This is a genomic window from Actinomadura sp. K4S16, from assembly GCF_008327685.1.
Classification (GTDB): domain Bacteria; phylum Actinomycetota; class Actinomycetes; order Streptosporangiales; family Streptosporangiaceae; genus Spirillospora.
This window is the reverse complement of sequence record NZ_BDDE01000014.1, coordinates 410,727-428,848: the sequence shown is the minus strand read 5'-3', so window position 1 is coordinate 428,848 and position 18,122 is coordinate 410,727. Positions and strand designations below refer to the sequence as shown.

The following is an 18,122-nucleotide window of genomic DNA, read 5'->3' as shown; positions in this document are numbered from 1 at the left end:
TGGTGGTCGACCGCATCTGACCGGATCGCCCGCTGGCCGAATAAGGTCATCGACGGGAGGGGAGTGCACCGAGGCAAAGTGACCTCAGAGGACATCGAACGTACGGCTCAGGCTGTGAAACCTCATCGAGTTCCGCGACCTCTGCCGCTACGTAGCGGGTCCAGGCCCAGGCGCTGAGCCTCGGGATATGACCGCGGATGCCTTTGAGGCATGTCCTTCGACCGCACCGACTTCGGCCATGAGTGTCCGTGACATAGTGAGAACGGCCGCCGGCCGCCGGCCGCCGAAAGGTGCTCGCGGCCCTGGCAAGATCGACCATATCGTCCCGCCGTGCTGGCACGTGCGATCCGGATTCACAGGCTCACGAGACGACGAGGAGGTTGCGGTGCCGCTGGAAATCGGATTGTGGCGTGTCGACGACGAGCCGGTAAAGGTCCCCATGGCGTCGATGCCGTTGGAGTCGTGCCTTGAGCGCTGATCGAAGCCGACCCGAGCATACTCGGCCTACCGCTATTGCTCATCGGCCGCCAGGTTCCCACGGCCTACGGCACCTTCATCGACCTGCTGGGAATCGACGCGGAAGGCACGCTGCACGTACTGGAACTCAAGCGAGACCGCACACCCCGCGAGGTCGTCGCGCAGGTGCTGGACTACGGCTCCTGGGTACAGGGCCTTACCAACGAGGAGGTCCGCGCGATCTACACCCAGTACATGCAGGCCCGAGGCGAGGCCACCGAACTGGACCAGGCTTTCGCCGAATGCTTCGACTCCGGCCCTCCAGATGCCTTGAACACCGCCCATACCCTGACCGTGATGGCCAGTGACATCGACGCTGCGACTGAACGGATCGTGACGTACTTGGCTTCGGAGTACCAGGTACCGGTCAACGTGCTGTTCTTCCGCTACTTCGAAGATCAGGGCCACAAATACCTGGCGCGGACCTGGCTGATGGACGAGGCGAGAATGGCCGCTCCGGCGACGGGGCCCAAGAGCCAGAACAAGAAGGAGCCTTGGAACGGGCAGGACTGGTACGTCTCCTTCGGCGAAGAGGAAGGTATCCGGGACTGGTCGGATGCCCGTCGCTACGGCTTCGTATCCGCCGGCGGCGGGGATTGGTTCTCTCGAACTCTGCGGGCCCTCAAACCGGGCGCGAGAGTGTTCGTGTACATTCCCAAGGTGGGATACGTCGGTGTCGGCACGGTCTCACAGGAAGCCCAACCCTATGAGGATGCCGAACTGTTTGTTGGTGGTGTCCCGCAAAAGATGGCCGACCTTGACCTGGCCGGCGGCTACCGCCATGACCTGCCAGAAGACGGACAGGATCGCCGTGAATGGGTCGTCGCCGTGGATTGGCAGGCGACCGTTCCTCGCGATCAAGCGTTCTGGAAAACTGGTATGTTCGCCAATCAGAACTCTGCGTGCAAACTCCGGGCCCGCTTCACCCTGGACGAGGCCACCCGCTACTTCAAGATCGACGCCTAGTTCCCAGCGGCATTTCCGCGCGGCGCGGAAACTGACCGACGACGAGAATACCGGGTCGCGCGTCCGGACCGGGCAGGAACTCCCCGGCGATGCGCGCGTCACGGTATGCGGCCCCGGCCTGCGCATCCTCACGTCTGCGGACTGGTACTGGGTCAGCGGAGGGGAGGTGCGGCCTGCTGGGCGAGGCCCAAGGCGTACTCGGGCCACCAGGCACCGGCCGCCGGATCGACCACGCCGTACTCGGGGTCCTCCGGCCCGGCGGTGCCGCGGGTGCACTGGCCGTCGGATTCGCCGGGACGCTTGATCCAGAGGAAGGCGTCGACCAGGGGATCGCCGGTGCGGGTCGAGGGCCGGGCGCCCAGGCCGCGGCCCGGCGGGTTGCACCAGACCTGGGGGTCGGTGTATTTGTCCGCCGGCGGCGTCCAGGGTCCCTGGCCGTTGCGGCTGGTGTCCAGGACGAAGTGTGTGAGCCCGCGCGGATCGTCGGGGACGGTGGCCAGGTCGGTGTCGGAGCAAGTGGTCGCGCCCGTCTTCTGGCGGAAGCGCAGGCACTTGGACAGTCTGATGCCGTACGAGACCAACTCGTCGGTGCTGCGGTAGTTGGAGACGTTCAGCGCGAAGCCGTCGGCCTTGGCGATGCCGCCCTTGAGCAGGCGGCCGGCCATGCCGAGCTGGGCGCGCGGTTCGCCGTATCCGGCGTCGTAGTCGTTGAGCGGCTGCCAGTCGGAGTGGCCGGAGTCCACATAGACGCCGGTGCGCGGCAGCCGCTGCAGGGCGCCGATGGCGTAGTTGATCTCGCGGAAGCGTTCGTCGACCCGGGCCGGGTCCTCCGGCGTTCCGGTGGTTCCTCCACCGCCCTCGTTGCACCACGGCTCGCTGGGCAGCAGCGCCAGCCCGTCGGGCTCGACGATCACCACGGCCCGGCCGCCGCCGATCCCCTTGGCGAAGGCGTCGATCCAGGCGCGGTAGGCCGCCTCGCTCGGCGCGCCACCCGCCGAGTACTGCGAGCAGTCCCGGCCCGGTACGTAGTACGCGACCAGCACCGGAACGGCGTGCTGCTTGGCGGCCCTGACCATCGTCTGCCGCACCGCCGTCCGCACCTCGGCGGGGGTGCCGCCGGTGAACCAGATCGCCTGCGAGACCTTGGACAGGGCCCGCATGTGCGCCGCGTCGGCTTCGCGCCCCGCGGCCGCCCAGACGTCAGCCTGTCGCCCGGCGTTGGTCGTGGGCTCGACATAGAACCTGGCCTTCCCGGCCAGCGGATCGTCGTGCCCCAACGCCTGCGCCGGCTGGGCGAGAAGCGCGACGATGCTCGTCGTGGCGGCGGCGAGGATCCCGATGCCTCGTCTCATCCGGTACTCCAGACTCTCGGGGTGGTGGAGGAGGCGCACCCATGAGAACCGCTGACGTATCAGGCCATGCGGGACGAGTGAGGCTGACGTGGGAGCGCTCCCATGAAGGAGTCTGAGCAGGCTCCGAAGATCCGTCAAGACCCAACATCCCGACGATCGTCCGATCGTCCCTGCGCGGTGGCGCTGCCAGCGCGTCAGCGTCGTTGACCCAACCCCTACACGCGTCAAGGCGTTCAGCGGCCGTCAGTGACCGTGCCCGCCTACCCGCCGCGACAGACGGGCCACCAGGCCGCCCCACACCAGAAACACCGACGAGAACGTCGGCGACCGACGCCATGACGGTGGACAAGCCGCTGGCGAATCCGCTTCAGATGATATCGCCTCCGTGGGCAATAGGTCGACTGAACGCCGCGCAGGAACTCATTCATAGTCGAGCGACTGCCAATTAGCGACCGAAGTCGAAGAAAGGGTCACCATCCGGAAGGGGGCGTGGTTGCGGGAGGGGTTCCTGGTGTGCGGATGGGATTGGCGGCTCTTCGTGTACTCGAAAGGTGTCCTGGTCGACGGGGTCGGATTCCCTGCGGACGGCCTCGGCCAACTCGGCGTTCGGCCATCTCGTCGTGGAGTCCCAGGTGCACTGAGCGAATTGCGCCAGCACGCGGCGTGGGTAAATCGATCCGGAATTGTAGTGCAGGAGGGCGCCAGTGAAATCCGTCCCGGTGAGGTCGGCGCCGGTGAAAACGGCTCCCACCAGGTGGGCTCCGATGAACTTGGCCCGTACGAGCCTGGCGCCGTTGAAGCACCAGGAGCCGACCTCGGGGGCGCCGCCGAGATAGGCACCGGTCAGGTCGGCATCGGTGAGGTCGGCACCGATGAAATCGCCGACGATGCCGAAGTCGGCGTCGCGTAGATCCGCGCCGATGAGTTTGGCGCCGGTGAACTGGGCTCCCGCGCTCGCGGTCCGGGCCGGTTCGGCCCAGGAGAGATCGGCATGGCGCAGATCGGCTCCGCTGAGGTCGGCGCCTCTGAGGTCGGTGCCCTCGGGGAACCGGACGCCCCGCAGGTCGGCCCCACGCAAGTCCTTGCCGACGAGTTGGGCGATGGCCTCGGCACTGCTGTCATCGATCAGTTCTGCCAGGTTCTCCGGTGCGCCGGACGGTCGACTTTTCCCTGTCCGCTCGACGGTGATGGCGTCCTCGGGGACGACCCTTCCGTGCAGCGCATACAGATGGAAACCGTCGCGGTAGCGTAGCGCCGGACCTGTGCGGCAGTGCAGCACCAAGGGGTCTTCCCCGAGCCTTGGCGAGGTGGCGAGACGGATCTGGGTGGGACGCTCGCACACCAGGCATACTTTCTCGAAGGGCCACCAGCCACCGCAGGACTGGATGAGTTCCTTCCACAGCGCCAGCCTGTGATTCCACACCTCCCGGCGTCGTTTTCGGAAAAACCATCCGCCCTTCTTGCCTTGATGGCCGCTGAGCAGGGTCAGGAGGAACTCGCCCGGATCCGGCACACCGTGGGCGGCCGCGATCGCCTGGGGCTCTGGCGCGCCGAGCTCACTCCAGTTCCAATCGGGGTCCCCGCGGGGTGAGTCGATCCACACCAGCTGAGCCTGCGGCGCGCCGACCAGTTCATACAACCCGCGGATCGCCGCCTCGGCGGCAGACCGGTCGGCCGGTTCAGTGGATTGCCGTCCCGCCCAATCAGGTAGGCGAGTGGCCAGCCGGGCGATTTCAAGGCCGGCAATGTCCGGGTGGACATAGATCTCGGTGTTGAACGGGCGAGGCAGCGCCATACTCGCTCTCTATCACGGGACGCGCCACGCATCCAGGCCCCGAGCCGATGCGGCCCTCAGTCAGTCGGACGCTCCTAGCGGTACCGCCCATTTCCGGCAGACTAGAACCATCATTTGCGCATTTGCGTGCACCATCGAGAATGGAGACAGTCTCCGCATCTCATGCTCGTCTGCAGGGTGTGTGAACTCCCTGGCTGGTCCCGGCGCGTTGAGCGGTCAGCGGATGGTCGGGGCGCCCTGAACTCGGCGGTCAAGTCCAAACGCCTCGCACAAAACCGATCGAGCACGTGGAACTGTCCGGGATCAAGGGTAGGCGGGGCACGCCGTACGTATGGACCGCCGAACACGTCCGGTGCCGAGAGAATGGCGGGCAGTCACCGTTCCGCCCGATAGGACCGTGGTGGAACCCGGTCTCCGGTCCATGGCTCACACCGCCTGTCAGCACCAGCGAGCGACCAGCGGCAGATGAGGTAGTGCGGCTGCGGTGGCGATGTCTAGAGTCTGCGTCGTGACTGACACTGGAGTCGACACCGACAAGCGCGTTGCCGAGGCGTGGGCGCGGATCGAGGCCGGCCTGAGTCGCGTCCTGCCGGCTTCGCTACGGCAGTTCAATGCGCAGGCCACGGTACAGGCAATCGATGCGGTGGAGGCCGACTTGGCCATACCACTGCCCCAGGATTTCCGCGCCAGCCTCCGCATTCACAACGGAACCGGCCCCGGTGCGACACTGCTGCCCCCTGAGCCCAGCCCGGTACCGCTGACTTGCCTCTGCGACACCAACGAGATCATCGAGATGACCCGGATGTGGCGCGACAACTATCATCCGGAGCCGGACTGGGACGATCCTCAAGTCTGGGCATACCTGGTCGACACGAAGATGCTCTGGTTGAACGGGCCGGTACGGCCGATCATCGGTTCGCCCGGCGCAGTGGTCGTCGGCGACATGAATGGCGACGTACAGTGGCTGCTCGACTTTGATCCGGCCCCTGGGGGAACGCCCGGACAAGTGGTTCGGGTTGACGTCGAATGCGCCTCATGGGACGTGCTGGCTCCGTCCTGGACGCAGTTGCTCGTCCGCTACGCCGAAGATCTGGAAATGTACGCCGCTGATCCTGATAACTCGACTCTGGAGATCGGTCACCTCGGACCGGCCTGCGATTGGGGCAGCACGCCGACGGACTCTTGGGGGATGCGTCCCGCATGGCTCCAGGACGTTCAACATCGCAGCCCTTACCCGACATGACGGCCCCCCGCACCAGGGACCTCGCTCAAGATCGCAATCTTGGGCGAAGTCCCTGGTCAGGGTGGCGGTGGTCGGGGATTTGAACCCCGACCAGCCACACCGGTACGGCATATCAGCGCACCCGCTGGTACATGGCCGGCAACGCCAGGCGTGGCTCGGGAAGCTCATCCGCCCGGACCGGACTTGGGGGACCCATCGTCACGGGCCAGACGCCCTCCTCGGACTGGAAGAAGGCTGACACGCATACGCCCGTCCCACGTCAAGCCCCCTGTCCCGCCTGTTGCCGCACAACATCCTCCCGGCGTATCGCGGAGCGCATCCGGTTTGCATCGCTCCTGGAGACGCCATCCGGGACGCGCGGGAATAGGCCGCCGTCTTGTATCTGCTTCAGCTCACGTGGCGAACATCGTGGATATCTCACGGGCAGACGACGTCGGCACCTCCTCCCCGGAACCGGCGTGGGAGATGTCGGGCATGGACCATGTCCAGCTGCCGGCGGGCGCGGTGCTCACCGAACCGCCGGTCCCGCTGTGGGCGTTGGTGCTGGATGGCGAACTCACGCTCGAGGCGGCGTTCGAGGCGCAGTCGCTCGCCGAGGGGGACGCCGTCCTCATCGACGCCCGCACCGCTTACCGGCTCACCGCGTCGGAGCGGCACGAGGAGTCCGCCCTGGTCGTGGCGGACCTGCGCATGGCCGTCCCGGTCCGTCGGCTGCCCAGTCCGCTGGTGGTCCGCGGCTTCGGCACCCGGCACGGCGGCGTCATGGCGCTCGTCACGCAGTGCCCGCTCGAACGCGCGTGCCGGCCGACCCTGTTCGCCGCCAGCTACGGCAACCTGATCGGCGCGGCGATGACCACCTCCTGGCAGGAGGACCAGGGCGGCGACGCCGGACCTTCCGACGAGGCCGTCACCGCAGTGGTGGCCGCCGTGACCGCCCGCCCGGCCGAGCCGTGGACCGTCGAGGGGATGGCCCGCCTGGTCCATCTGTCGCGTTCCGCCCTGGGCGAGCGGTTCCGCCGCGCACTCGGCCGCGGACCCGCGGAGGTGCTCCGGGAGATCCGGATGCGGGAGGCGCGCCGGCTGCTCGCGGACCCCTCGCGTCCGGTGGAGTACATCGCGTCCGCCGTCGGGTACGGCTCCACCGCCGCCTTCAGCCGGGCGTTCTCGTCCCACCACGGTGTCGCGCCGCAGGCCTGGCGGGAGCCGTCACCCGCGCGGGACGCGCAGCGCGGCGAAAAGCAGCCCGGCCGCCGCGGCGAACCCCGTGCCGAGCAGGAAGGCCGCCTGCACGCCGCGGGCGTCCAGGAGCGCGCCTCCTGACGCCGACCCCAGCGTGATCGCCACCTGGAACGCGGTGACCTGCAACGAAAGGGCCGACTCGGCGCGTTCGGGCTCGACGCGGGTCACCCATAGCTGGGTGGCGACCGGGACCATGTTGAAGGCCAGGCCCCACACGACGACCCCCGCGGCCAGCACCGGCAGGGATGGCGCGGTCGCGGTGACCAGCAGGCCGCCGGCCAGCAGCAGCGGGGCCGCGGCGACCACAGCGCGCAGCCGTCCCGCGAACCGCCCGGCGGCGAGGTTGCCCGCCAGCCCGCCCACGCCCCAGGCCAGCAGCAGCCATACCGTGGCGCCCGCGTCGACGTCCTCGATCGCGACCCGGACGAAGGGGTAGGCGGCGAAGTTGCCGAACGCGACCAGGACCACGCCCAGCACCCCGGCCATCAGCCACCGGTTGGCGAGCGCCGCCCGCAGCATCGCCATTCCGGCGGCCGGGTGCGGGGGCACCGGCGGCAACGTCAGGGCCACGGCCAAAGCAGCGACGATGCCGAGGGCCGCCGCGACGCCGAACACCAACCGCCAGCCGACAGCGTCGCCGAGCAGGGACGCCAACGGGACGCCGCCGATCGTCGCGAGGGTGACGCCCAGCGCGATGGACGTTGAGACCACGTTGTCGCGTCCCGGCACGGCGCGGGTCCCGGCGCCGAACGCGAACGACCAGTACCCGGCGATGGCGACGCCGAGGACGAGCCGACCGAGGAGCAGGACGGCGAAACCGGGGGCGACCGCCACCGCCAGGTTCGAGACGGCCGCCGCGACCAGCAGCCCGGTCAGGACCGTGCGCCGGTCGGTCCGCGGCAGCAGCACCGCGATGCTGGGGGCGGTGACCGCGCCCGCGACCGCGGTCGCCGCGACCGCCAGACCGGCGGTGCCCTCGCTGACTCCGAGGTCGCCGGCCATCGCGGGCAGCACGCTCGCCGGCAGGAACTCGCTGGCGACGAGCACCGCGATCCCGGCAGCGAGGGCGACGATCGGTGACCAGTTCGTCGAGCCGCCGGACCGTGCCGGGGACTCGGGCGGCGAAGTGTCTGCGGACGGCGGCGAGGACTGAGGCGTGGACATGCCGTCCAGCCTCGCCTCCTCCGCGCCGCCGCAGTTGATCGCGTGACGCGCATGGTTGATCGTCTGACCGGTCTGCGCGGTACGCGATCGTCGATGCGGGCACCGCGCAGGCCACTCTCCGACACCTCCGGCTGATGCCCCAGGCTCAACGCCGAACGCCGGGGCGGCGGCAGATGAGGGTGTCCACAGTCCTCAAGGGCTGGGTCATGATCGGCTGTGTGACAGGACGAGTCGAGGACGCGATCCGGGTGGCCGTCTCTCCCGGGGAGCGGTCGGCGACCCCGTCGGGACGTGGCCGCCTCACCGCAGCCCGCTACACCACCGACGGGCTGGTCCTCCTCCTCGGTCAGAAGGAAGCATGGACACCGTCGCCGTGGCGGGCGGTGGAGGAGGTGCCGGATCTTCTGCGGGGACGCGGCTGGATACTGATCGGCAGCGCGTACTCGGTGGACGCCAAGGTTGGAAGCCTGGACGAGCACCTGAAACGGTTCCTCAAGCGGGCCACGGCAGGCTCCTGAAGTTCGGCGCTGGCGGCGACGGCCGCCTTTGGACATGGCAGGGGCGATCTCCCTGGGGAGATCGCCCCTGCCACGTTCTCATGGGTCGGCGGTTCATCGTCCTTGGCGGAAGATGGCTCCGTCTGAGGAGGACTCGTCCGCAGGCCGCAGCTGCCCCACGCCCCACAGTGTGGTCGTCCTCGGAACCAGGGCGAGGCCGTCGACGTAGGCGGTACGGCTCCCGGCCTGGACGACCGAACTTGACCACGTGCCGTTGGAAGAGCGGTGCATCAGCACCGGTGTGTCGCGGCCCGACTCTCGCGGCTCGCCGTCTCCGGAGATCCACAGCCCGCCGCGACCGTCGGCTGCGGCGACCCGCGGACGCCAGTTGCCCGGCACGTCCACCTTCTGCCACCGGTTGCCGTCCCAGCGCGCGGCCACAGGGAGTTCCGTTGTGCCATGGTCGTCGGTACGCGAGACCGTCCCGGTCACCCAGACTTGCGTGGCCGACACTGCGACCACGTCCGACAGGAAGACATGCTGGGAGGGCTCTCCCTCGCCGCCCTGGACGTCGTCGGGCAGCGCGGCGCCGGCCGGTATCTGGGTCCAGGCCGTGCCGTCGTAATGTGCGATCACCTTGAAGCTGTCCGAGGCGTCGTTGCCGATCGCCCAGATGTCGCGGGCCGACACCGCGCTGGCCCGTTCGATGCTGTACGGCAACTGGACCTGAGTCCACTGGCGGCCGTTGAAGTGCCAGGTGCCCACGCCGGCGTCGCGGCGATTGTCGCTGAAGACCCATGCCTTGTTGCGGCCCGTCGCGGTCACGCCGCTGACGACGCCGGTGGCCCATCGGTGCGCGATCACCCATTTGCGGCCGTTCCAGCGCAGTGCGTACGAGCCCCTGGAAGCACTGTCGCTGTCGCCGACCGCCCAGGTGTTGGAAGCGGATGTGGCGCTGGCCTCTCGGATCTCCCCGGGCAGTCCGGCGGGCACTGGCACGTCGCGCCAGGCCCTGCCGTTCCAGTGCTGCGCGACGATCCGGTCGTGCTGGTCACCGGTGACGAACGTCCAGGCGTTGCGCGGGCCGGCGGCCGTGACCGCCGACATGGAGTCGTACTGGCTGAAGTCGTTGGTCTTCACCAGCCGCCAGGGCTGCGGCTGTGCGGCTTGCGCCGGTGGTACCGCTCCCACAACCGCCAAGCCCAGCGCGAACATTGGCACTGGCGTGAGATGACGGAGCTTGAAGGTGATGCGTGAATGCCGCATCGTTCCCCCGATCGGGAAAGGGCTGAAACGGTCGTCTATAGGACACTTGGTGCGTTCCGTTGGAGCACCCGATACCGGAAACGGCCACCGCGTCAACCGCTCGTCTTGATCATTCGTCCGGTATCCAAGCCGGCCGCGGATGCAGCCCGATCTCCGCTGATGTCGCCCGATCCCGCCTTGATCGTCAGGGTGAGAACAGCCGGCTCCGCAGGCGGTCGGGCCAGACCGAGGACGGGGCGATCCGCAGCCAGGTGCCACCGAAAATAAGGCCCACAAGGCAGCCCAATCCTGCCAAGACAAGCCCGTTACCGGGTTGCACAAAAGATTTCCTGCTAACCAGCGCAAACGCCCAGGCCGGGTGCGCCAGAACGACCATCCGTGCGCCGAAGATGTGGCCCTGGATGTTTCGAGTTCGGGCACCACCCTCAACGATCACCGCTCGGTGGCTGTGCGCACGCAAGCCCGTGTGACGTTGACAGAGAGTCGGCTTCGCCGGGCAGCGTGACGGCCCCCGGTCGGCGGCAGAAGAGGACGTCCACGCTGCTTAGTAAAGCCATCGGTCGAGCACCGCGGGCCAGAAGTGAGTCCGGTGGTCGCCGTCCCCGACGGCGGGCGGGTCGAGGGCCCTGATCTGTTCCAACAGGTCGGCGAGTTCAGCCAGTGCCTCCTCTTCGGCCTGTCCGTCTTCGTCCCAGTGGCCGATGACGGTTGAGCCGGTGAGCCAGCTGCCGACCAGGTGCAGCGAACACAGCCAGTGGTTGATCGTCGAGTTGACGAAGCACGCACTGCCGTCCGGCAATCCCAGTTGCAGTACCTCGCCGCTCCCCGGCGTGGCGCCATATTCCCAGACCACGTCCGCTACCTCGTTATTACATGACGCCAACCGGTACACCGCCGGCTCCGCGGAGAACGACACCGCATCCACCAGATCATCGATCAGCGGCACGCCACAAGTGACCAGAGCCTCCTTCTGCGGCTCGGGAACCCGCCAGGTCGCCAGGTCGGATCCGGCGGCACGCACCACCCGCTCGGCACCGGCCCAGGACGCAACCGCTTCGAACGCGGGAGGAACCGGGAGATCACCACCAAGCACGCTACGGAGGATATCCAGGTAGGGACTCACACGCCGCCGTCCCGTAGTCGCCGCCAGAGCCGACCATCGACGGAGCACGCGAACTGCGGCAGATCCGGATACCGAAACGCGGGCGGTGGCCGTGGCATCAAGCGACGCAGAACTCGTTGCCCTCGGGGTCCTGCATGACGACGTGGCCAAGCACGTCGCCGTACCACTCCTCGCGGATCATCGTCGCGCCGGCGGCGACCAACTCGGGGACTTTCTGCCGGATCAGTCGGGCGCGCTCGACCATCTCCCAGGGGCCTGGGCCAGCCACCCGAACATCGATATGCATGCGGTTTTTGCTGGACTTGCCCTCGGGCACCTTCAGGAAACTAATGGCGGGGCCCCGGCCATCCGGGTCGACGATGGACGCGTTATCGGGCTCGTCGAAGCCAGATTCCTTGACATAGCCGAGGGCCAGCGCCCAGAAAGCCGCGATCCGCTGCGGATCGTAGGCATCGCATCCCAAGGTCCAAAAAGTCGCCATGACACCAACGTACGGGGGCCGCGACCCACTGTCATCGGCATGAGCGGGCGTTCGGCCCTCGAGAAGAGTCGGCTGCTGAAGGAGGTGGTCGATCGGGCGCCGGTGCTCGGGCACCTCAAGCTCGTGGAGTTGCGCGACAAGCACGCGCGGGACCCTACGACGCCGTTCTCCAGATCAATAAGCCGCGTCCCGCCGCGGAGAAGCCGAGCGAACTCCTTCAGCGGCTGTTGGACGCCCGCGCGCTGTCGCCACGGGAGTTCCGCACGGGAGGCAAGCCGACTCGCAAGCAGACGCAGCCCATCTCGCCCGCAAGAGTGAGGAAGGTCCATGCGGTGCTGTCGTCAGCCCTACGCCCTCTTGTACCTGGTTGCCTTCCGTGGTCTGCGACGAGCCGAGGTCGCGGGGCAGTCCCGGCAGGACACCGACCTGACGGAGGCTGGGACGATCACCATCAGGGAGACGCTCGCCGCCGGAGCGGACATCTGGGTCGACTCGGGCCGTGTGTTCACCCGAGCGGACGGCAGGCCCCTCCGTCCTCAGTGGATCTCCACGCGGTTCGACGACCTCGGCGGCCCGCTGCCGCCGATCCGCTTCCACGACCTGCGGCACGGAGCGGCCACGCTGGCGCTGCTCGGCAAGGTCCGCATGAAGCTGATCAGTGAGACGCCTGTGGCACTCGCGCCACTCGTTCACCGCTGACACCTACACCTCGGTTCTTCCGGAGGTGTCGAGGGCCGGTGCAGAGGCCGTCGCGGCCGTCGTGCCTCGCATGTCCGCCGATGACGCGACAGACGAGCAAGCGAAACCATCGGTCCCGCCGAACGTGATCTCGCTGGCGGACCGGCGCAGAAACCGAACCGAACACGCAGGGTAGTCATCCTGCTGATCCATTTCGGGGCTATGACCTGGGCTCGGTGACGCCTCCACGACATCTCGTGCTCACCACGTGCTATCCAGGGCCAACAAAGCGGACATCCCGGAACGCGACAGGGACTTCGCTCAAGATCGCAATCTTGGACGAAGTCCCTGGTCGGAGTGGCGGAGGATCGGGGATTTGAACCCCGGATGGGCTTGCACCCAAACCGCATTAGCAGTGCGGCGCCATAGACCGGACTAGGCGAATCCTCCAGGAGCCATCGGGCTCAGGACAGGCTACCGGTTCGGCGAGCCAACCGGCAAAGTCTGACCCGTGGCCTCGACAGCATAGTCGGAAACAGGTCCGTGCGGCGCGCTCCCGGGGCCGCGGGAGCGGATCGCGTCGGCCGTCAGCCGCCGAGCCGGAAGCCGGTGAACCCGCAGGCCTCGGCCAGGTCGTTGCCGTGCTGGCGCATTCCCGCGAGGTCGGGCTGGCGCGGGGTCGTGCTGCCGGACTGGACCTGCCGCAGCATCGACGCGGTCTCGTCGAGGTCGCCCGCGAAGGCGGTCGCGGCGGTCTCGACGTCACCGCCGGCGCTCTGCCCCTCGGACCGCACCTTGGCGGCCGTGTCCGAGAACTTCTGCGCGGTGGCCGAGGCGCCGCCGGGCGTCGTCATCGACATGCCGCTGGTGGAGAAGCTCCGCAGCTCCGTCTCGATGTTCTTGCAGGCGGTCGTCTTCTTCCCGCCGGCGATGGCGTCGACCGCGCTGCAACCCGTGGAACCGAGCATCAGGCCACCGACGGCGAGGACGCCGACCAGCTTGGTGGCGGACATGCGCATGGGGATTCTCCTTCAGGGGGATGGGCTTTCGGACGGGCTACACCCTCCCAGGTCAGACCCGCCTCAATCCCCCCTTTGGCGTACCAGCACCCCCAAGGGTTCCGTGACTCAAGTCACACTCCCTGCCCCCGGCATCCACCAACCGATTCGCGGTCAGGTCCCTGGAGCCGGTACAGTAACTCCGGCAGGCACCCGTAGCTCAACGGATAGAGCATCTGACTACGGATCAGAAGGTTAGGGGTTCGAATCCCTTCGGGTGCGCACGGGTCAGAGGCCTCTTCCAGTTCCGGGAGGGGCCTCTTGCGTGTGCCATGGGAGCCACCGGGGGTCGATCAGGCCCCAGAGACGGCGCCGCTCACGGTCTCAGCCGTCGCACGGCCATGGCCGGGGCGAACGTGTCCATCAAGTCTCGGTGCGCCGGATGGGTCTCACTCTCCGCCAAGGGCGCCGGCTCGTTGGCAACCGGGCTGCTGGTCCGTACCGGAGAGCCCGAGGAGGTGACCCTCTGGGCGCCTGTGCCGCCTAAGGGCCGTTGCCGAGGCCGAGGAGGCGACGCTCACGGGTGCGGACGCCGCTCCGGCAGGAGTCGTGAAGTGCGCGAGCCGACGCTTTCGGTGCGCCTTGGGGACGTCGACCGTCCCGGCGTCGAGGCGACCACGCGTGACCGGCCGCACCTGGTCATCTTCTGCCCTCGGTTGGTGCGAATTCGTTGGACGGCAGTGAGTGCGATGTCCAGGTGATCAGCAGAGCGCGGGGCGTCCGGTCATGAAAAGGGCCTGGTACTGGTGGTTCTGGACTCTCCGCCATTACCGGATGCGGCCCGCGGCGCTGGGTGGTGCGGCTCTGGGGGAGAGCGAGGCGGCGATGCCGCGCGAAGTCATCCGGTCGGTGGATTCACTCGGCGGCGCCTGCGATCTATGATTCTCCCTCTTTGTGCGAATTTGAGGGGATTCTATGTCTGCGAAAGCCAAGCTCCGGGGGCATCTGAGTGCTCATATGAACGACGGCGAGACGGTCGACGTTGCGGTCGTCGCCCAGCTCAAGCGAGGGATGAAGCAGCACCTGACCAAGAATCTGGCGGCCGGGCTGGCCACGGGACTGGTGACGACGGCGGCCACAGGCGGTGCCGGTCTGTTCGTCTTCGCCTCTATGCCGGCCGTGTGGGTCGTGGTGACCTCTCAGCGGGTCCTGATGTACGCCAAGACCAGCAGCGCCTCCAAGCCGGGCGATCTGGTGTTCGAGGCGCCCCGCCAAGCCCTCACCGCCACGATGAAGTCCAGGCTGTTCACTCAGGTCGTTATCGCCGACCGCAGCGACGGCCAATCACTTGCGCGGCTGAATCTGGGGCTCAGGAGAAAGTCCGCTCAGAGCATTGTCGGTTCTGTCGAGCGCTGACTGGCGCGTCCCGGAGACAGCGCACGGCACGGGCGGGATGAGAGTCGAAGCAAGCGCGCGACCGCGCCGACCGGCCGCGCCCGGCGGCCGTGAGCGAGGAGGAGCCGTGAGCACCGCACCTTCCGACAGAGAACTGTGGGAGGCGTTCGTCCAGGCTGAACGCGAACTCCACCGCCGTCAGGCGGCCTTCTTCCAAGACGTCCAGGACAGGCTTGAGATCCTCAGGGCCGCTTTGACCGAAGGAGGCTGGGAGCAGGCCACCGCCCTCAGCTTTCTCGGGACGTTCTCAGGAGACGGGCAGGAACTCCTCCCTCAGCTTGTCGCTCTGTCCATGTCAGATGCCTTGGCCTTGGCCGCCCGGCGGGCCATCGGCCGCATTCCGCGCGACCGGCTCGAACCTCTGCTTGCGCCACTCATCATGGACGAGCTCGACTCGGCCGACTGCGACGACTTCCGCCGCCTCGCGGAGCTCCTCGCCCATATCGGAGCATGGCGACTGCTGGAGCAGCTCGTCCACCGCGCTCGGGCCAACGGCGACCCCGACTTCAGGGAAGTAGCCGAGGACTTCACCGATGAATATGGGCCGATGTGGCTCCCGAGGCCAAGGGGCATGTCAAGGAACCCGTGACGCTGTCCCACGGGGCGTCCCATTGGCTTCACCATTCCAGGACTGCGCGTGCGGGTGTGTCAGCGGCCCAGCGCTTGGCGGACGGTCAGCGCGTGGCGGGTTTTGAGGCGCCGCAGTTCCCAGAGGCTCACCGCTGTGACCGAGAGGGGGCCGCCGAGGATCACCGCGATCCGCGCCGGTACCGGGAGGCCGTGGTAGTCGTTCGAGATCAGGTCCCCGATCGCGAGTTCCCAGACCAGGACGGTAGCGATGACCGGGGGCAGGACCTCGTGGATGTCGGCGGTCCGGAGCACGTTCACCACCGCGATGGCGCCGCCCCAGATCACGAACGCGATCGCCCACAGCGTCCAGAGGGCGGCGATGACCATGACCAGGAGCTTCATGTAGACGCCCGGGGACGGCTTCTCGTCGTCGCCGATGAGGCCGCCTTCCGGCATCACGTGGACGAGAACATAGACGAGCAAGACCGTGCCGACAAGAGCCAGCAATGCTCCCAGCGGCTTCAGCGACCTCCGCAGGTACAGGCCGCGCATGTGCGGACGGCTTCCGAGGATGAACGCGCCGACGACGACCGGGAACGTGGCTGGTAGCAGGGCCGCGGACGTCGCGATCTGGTCGGCCCGGTCGTAGGCCACGGACTTGGCGTCAGAGGCGACGCGGTAGGTCACCATGACCCACACGACTGCGATGAGACCGACCACCGCGCGCAGGACCTGGACCTTCCGCACCACCGGATCGTCCACCCGGCCCGGGCGGGCCGCCCTGGCCACCTGGCGTGCGGCCAGGATCGGGTTGAGCAGCCGGAGCACCCGCCACGTGCGCGACGGCGGCCGGGGCGGTCCGGGCGGTGGCCCGGGCGGCGGCCGCCATTGGGGTCCGGGCGGTGGTCCGGGCGGTCGGCCCCACTGCGGGCCGGGCGGCGGTCCCCACTGCGGGCCGGGAGGCCCGCCGTACGGCCGCCCCGGTTGCTGCCCGCCGCCGTACGGGCCCCACGGGCCTTGACCAGCACTCATCGACGTCCCCCGAACCATTGAGGATGCGGCCGGACGCTCATGGTACTGGTCTAGATCACATTCAATCCGGAAATAGGCGAGGAGGTGCGATCGACGAACCGATCGGACGGGCCCGGCTGATCATTCCGGAATGCGCGGATCGGAGGAGTCCGGTCGGGGGCAGCGACCGCATGACGCCTGGCGCGGCCCGACCGCCGGACTCGGACGGTCGGCGGGGCGCGAGGAGAGCGTCAGCGGCGGGAGTGGCGGATCTTCAGGCGGCCGAAGCCCATGGAGCCCGTGATCCTGATCTTGGGGCCGCCGGGGCGCGCGGGGTGGCGGGGCGTGTAGCGCGCGTCCTTCAGACCGGTGTGCAGGCCTTCCGTCTCGACGATGGCGTCGCGGGGGACGGTGATCTTGGCTCGGCCGGTGCCGACCCGCAGTTCGATGTCGACGACCGGGTGCTCGATGATCGCCTTGGACAGGTCCAGGTCCACGTTCCCGAAGGCGGACTCGACCTTGAGGGAGCGCGGTACGCGCCAGGCGCCGCGGCGCTTGATCCGTCCGGTGGCGGCGCCGATCGTGGAGGTGGCGCCCGCCTCCTCGTCCGGGAGTGCGGCCAAGGGGGTCGCGAGGTCGCCGCGGGTCCGGGCGCTGAGAACCTGGTCGAGGCGTTCGTCCATCTCCTCGTGCGAGATGTGCCCCTTGGCGTACGCCTCTCGCAGACGCTGCACGGCGGTTTCGCGGTCGTCGTCGCCGACGAGGCGCGCCGGATCTTCAGGACGGGGGGTCACGAACTCACCCTAGCGCCGCACTTGTCGGGCGAGGAGACCGCGAGCCGGCCGGCCCAGGCGGGCTCGCGAACTGATCAGCTGCGCGGCGCCCGGGGGCCGTGGCGGATCAGCGTGGATAGGGGCCGGTTCGGGAGGTCAGGGCCGTGAGCGGCTTCCCGACGCCGAGGAAGGTGCGGCCCGTCATGCCGTTGATGATGCCGGCGGCGGAGGCGTACCAGGCGCAGATGGCGGTCAGGACGCCGAGGTAGCCGCCGATCTTGATCGTGGTCTCGCTGGTGGCGAAGTTCCCGATGAACAGGATGATCTCCGTGGCCTCCAACGCGACGAACACCGCCAGGACGGCCTGGTTGACCTGCGTCGCCCAGAACATCATGTAGGTGTTGAAGATCGCCCAGGCGAGCAGGATCCAGGCGAGGTCGTTGGCCTCCTCGGCGGGGCTCGCCCCGCCGGCGACCAGGACGACGTACAGGCCGAGGCCGAGCCAGAAGCCGCCGTAGGACGAGAAGGCCGTCGCGCCGAACACGTTGCGGTTGCGGAACTCCCACATTCCGGCCAGGAGCTGGATGAGGCCGCCGTAGGCGAGGGCGTAGCTCAGCCAGGCGTCGGTGCCGTCGGTCCATCCGGCGTTCTTGACCGAGAGGAGGAACGTGGTCAGGGCGAACGCCGCCAGGCCCAGCGGCGCCGGATCGGCGGCCGCGGGCGGGGTCTGCGGTGTGGACTCTTGCTCGACGTGGGTCATGGTGCCTCCTCACTGGAGTCCCATCGCCTTGTCTCGCTCGGTCTCGGCCGGACAGGGATGGACGAAGGAATGCGGACAACGGACGTCCGGGCGCCCCTGATGGGACCGTTATCGCGTCGGCCCCAGTTTCGGATCATAACTCCGCTTGCGCTCCAGGTCAGGGGCCCCTTCATGGGGTAATCCAGGCATATCCCCATTAAGCGCATCAGCTGCGAGCGGGGGTGCGGAATATCGC

The 18,122-nt window shown here is 68.2% G+C and carries 17 protein-coding genes and 2 tRNA genes; 8 read left to right on the top strand and 11 right to left on the bottom strand.

From position 1 onward, the window contains the following. The first annotated feature begins 513 nt into the window (after nt 1-513). Nucleotides 514-1,482 carry a hypothetical protein gene (locus K4S16_RS20425; protein ID WP_200841984.1) on the top strand — a complete coding sequence of 323 codons (969 nt, stop codon included), beginning with the start codon at nt 514-516 and terminating at the stop codon, nt 1,480-1,482. Nucleotides 1,483-1,634: 152 nt separating this feature from the next. Here the strand turns inward: K4S16_RS20425 and K4S16_RS20420 are convergent, their stop codons facing one another. After that, entirely contained in the window at nt 1,635-2,834 is a 1,200-nt protein-coding gene (locus K4S16_RS20420; protein WP_149260566.1) for a glycoside hydrolase family 6 protein, read from the bottom strand. 445 nt (nt 2,835-3,279) lie between these two features. Beyond that, entirely contained in the window at nt 3,280-4,629 is a 1,350-nt protein-coding gene (locus K4S16_RS20415) for a pentapeptide repeat-containing protein (protein WP_160160969.1), read from the bottom strand. A 508-nt stretch (nt 4,630-5,137) separates the two neighbouring features. On the opposite strand from K4S16_RS20415, the gene K4S16_RS20410 reads away from it, so the two are divergent. Next, the gene (locus K4S16_RS20410) at nt 5,138-5,872 is read left to right on the top strand and encodes an SMI1/KNR4 family protein (RefSeq protein ID WP_160160968.1); all 735 of its coding nucleotides are present in this window, start codon (nt 5,138-5,140) and stop codon (nt 5,870-5,872) included. 474 nt (nt 5,873-6,346) lie between these two features. Further along, nucleotides 6,347-7,192 carry a helix-turn-helix domain-containing protein gene (locus K4S16_RS20405; protein WP_160160967.1) on the top strand — a complete coding sequence of 282 codons (846 nt, stop codon included), beginning with the start codon at nt 6,347-6,349 and terminating at the stop codon, nt 7,190-7,192. Here K4S16_RS20405 and K4S16_RS20400 read toward each other — a convergent pair. Next, nucleotides 7,079-8,275 carry an MFS transporter gene (locus K4S16_RS20400; RefSeq protein ID WP_149260563.1) on the bottom strand — a complete coding sequence of 399 codons (1,197 nt, stop codon included), beginning with the start codon at nt 8,273-8,275 and terminating at the stop codon, nt 7,079-7,081. The genes K4S16_RS20405 and K4S16_RS20400 overlap by 114 nt on opposite strands. Nucleotides 8,276-8,493: 218 nt before the next feature. Between K4S16_RS20400 and K4S16_RS20395 the strand changes: the two genes are divergently transcribed. Then, complete coding sequence (locus tag K4S16_RS20395; RefSeq protein WP_149260562.1) at nt 8,494-8,793, top strand: hypothetical protein; 300 nt, start codon at nt 8,494-8,496, stop codon at nt 8,791-8,793. A gap of 93 nt (nt 8,794-8,886) precedes the next feature. Here the strand turns inward: K4S16_RS20395 and K4S16_RS20390 are convergent, their stop codons facing one another. From K4S16_RS20390 to K4S16_RS20380, 3 genes are all read right to left on the bottom strand, one after another. After that, nucleotides 8,887-9,912, bottom strand: a complete 1,026-nt coding sequence (locus tag K4S16_RS20390) for a hypothetical protein (protein WP_149260561.1) — start codon at nt 9,910-9,912, stop codon at nt 8,887-8,889. 670 nt (nt 9,913-10,582) lie between these two features. Continuing rightward, on the bottom strand, nt 10,583-11,131 hold the full coding sequence (locus K4S16_RS20385) for an SUKH-4 family immunity protein (RefSeq protein ID WP_160160966.1): 549 nt from the start codon (nt 11,129-11,131) through the stop codon (nt 10,583-10,585). 127 nt (nt 11,132-11,258) lie between these two features. After that, nucleotides 11,259-11,786, bottom strand: coding sequence for a VOC family protein (locus tag K4S16_RS20380; protein WP_235036938.1), 528 nt, complete (start codon nt 11,784-11,786; stop codon nt 11,259-11,261). A gap of 183 nt (nt 11,787-11,969) precedes the next feature. On the opposite strand from K4S16_RS20380, the gene K4S16_RS20375 reads away from it, so the two are divergent. After that, nucleotides 11,970-12,341 (top strand): hypothetical protein, encoded by a 372-nt coding sequence (locus K4S16_RS20375; protein WP_149260558.1) that lies wholly within the window; start codon nt 11,970-11,972, stop codon nt 12,339-12,341. Nucleotides 12,342-12,678: 337 nt separating this feature from the next. Here K4S16_RS20375 and K4S16_RS20370 read toward each other — a convergent pair. Together K4S16_RS20370 and K4S16_RS20365 are read right to left on the bottom strand one after the other, a co-directional pair. Next, a tRNA-Ser gene (locus K4S16_RS20370) sits at nt 12,679-12,770 on the bottom strand. A 137-nt stretch (nt 12,771-12,907) separates the two neighbouring features. Then, the gene (locus K4S16_RS20365) at nt 12,908-13,339 is read right to left on the bottom strand and encodes a hypothetical protein (protein WP_149260557.1); all 432 of its coding nucleotides are present in this window, start codon (nt 13,337-13,339) and stop codon (nt 12,908-12,910) included. A 188-nt stretch (nt 13,340-13,527) separates the two neighbouring features. Here K4S16_RS20365 and K4S16_RS20360 point away from each other — a divergent pair. From K4S16_RS20360 to K4S16_RS20350, 3 genes are all read left to right on the top strand, one after another. Further along, nucleotides 13,528-13,600, top strand: a tRNA-Arg gene (locus tag K4S16_RS20360). Nucleotides 13,601-14,335: 735 nt separating this feature from the next. Then, nucleotides 14,336-14,734, top strand: coding sequence for a hypothetical protein (locus K4S16_RS20355; RefSeq protein ID WP_149260556.1), 399 nt, complete (start codon nt 14,336-14,338; stop codon nt 14,732-14,734). Nucleotides 14,735-14,840: 106 nt separating this feature from the next. Continuing rightward, nucleotides 14,841-15,362 (top strand): hypothetical protein, encoded by a 522-nt coding sequence (locus tag K4S16_RS20350; protein WP_149260555.1) that lies wholly within the window; start codon nt 14,841-14,843, stop codon nt 15,360-15,362. Between the two features lie 59 nt (nt 15,363-15,421). Here the strand turns inward: K4S16_RS20350 and K4S16_RS20345 are convergent, their stop codons facing one another. From K4S16_RS20345 to K4S16_RS20330, 3 genes are all read right to left on the bottom strand, one after another. Then, the gene (locus K4S16_RS20345; RefSeq protein WP_149260554.1) at nt 15,422-16,171 is read right to left on the bottom strand and encodes a hypothetical protein; all 750 of its coding nucleotides are present in this window, start codon (nt 16,169-16,171) and stop codon (nt 15,422-15,424) included. A gap of 434 nt (nt 16,172-16,605) precedes the next feature. Beyond that, nucleotides 16,606-17,148: a DUF1707 domain-containing protein gene (locus tag K4S16_RS20335; protein WP_149260552.1), complete on the bottom strand. Its 543-nt coding sequence runs from the start codon at nt 17,146-17,148 to the stop codon at nt 16,606-16,608. A 106-nt stretch (nt 17,149-17,254) separates the two neighbouring features. Next, complete coding sequence (locus tag K4S16_RS20330; protein WP_149260551.1) at nt 17,255-17,887, bottom strand: acetate uptake transporter family protein; 633 nt, start codon at nt 17,885-17,887, stop codon at nt 17,255-17,257. Between the last annotated feature and the right edge of the window lie 235 nt (nt 17,888-18,122).

Excerpts from the sequence above, each read along its gene's own strand:
- K4S16_RS20420 (WP_149260566.1), bottom strand. The coding sequence starts at position 2,834 with ATGAGACGAGGCATCGGGATCCTCGCCGCCGCCACGACGAGCATCGTC.
- K4S16_RS20405 (WP_160160967.1), top strand. The coding sequence starts at position 6,347 with ATGGACCATGTCCAGCTGCCGGCGGGCGCGGTGCTCACCGAACCGCCG.
- K4S16_RS20400 (WP_149260563.1), bottom strand. The coding sequence starts at position 8,275 with ATGTCCACGCCTCAGTCCTCGCCGCCGTCCGCAGACACTTCGCCGCCC.
- K4S16_RS20365 (WP_149260557.1), bottom strand. The coding sequence starts at position 13,339 with ATGCGCATGTCCGCCACCAAGCTGGTCGGCGTCCTCGCCGTCGGTGGC.
- K4S16_RS20330 (WP_149260551.1), bottom strand. The coding sequence starts at position 17,887 with ATGACCCACGTCGAGCAAGAGTCCACACCGCAGACCCCGCCCGCGGCC.
- K4S16_RS20375 (WP_149260558.1), top strand. The coding sequence starts at position 11,970 with ATGCGGTGCTGTCGTCAGCCCTACGCCCTCTTGTACCTGGTTGCCTTC.
- K4S16_RS20355 (WP_149260556.1), top strand. The coding sequence starts at position 14,336 with ATGAACGACGGCGAGACGGTCGACGTTGCGGTCGTCGCCCAGCTCAAG.
- K4S16_RS20415 (WP_160160969.1), bottom strand. The coding sequence starts at position 4,629 with ATGGCGCTGCCTCGCCCGTTCAACACCGAGATCTATGTCCACCCGGAC.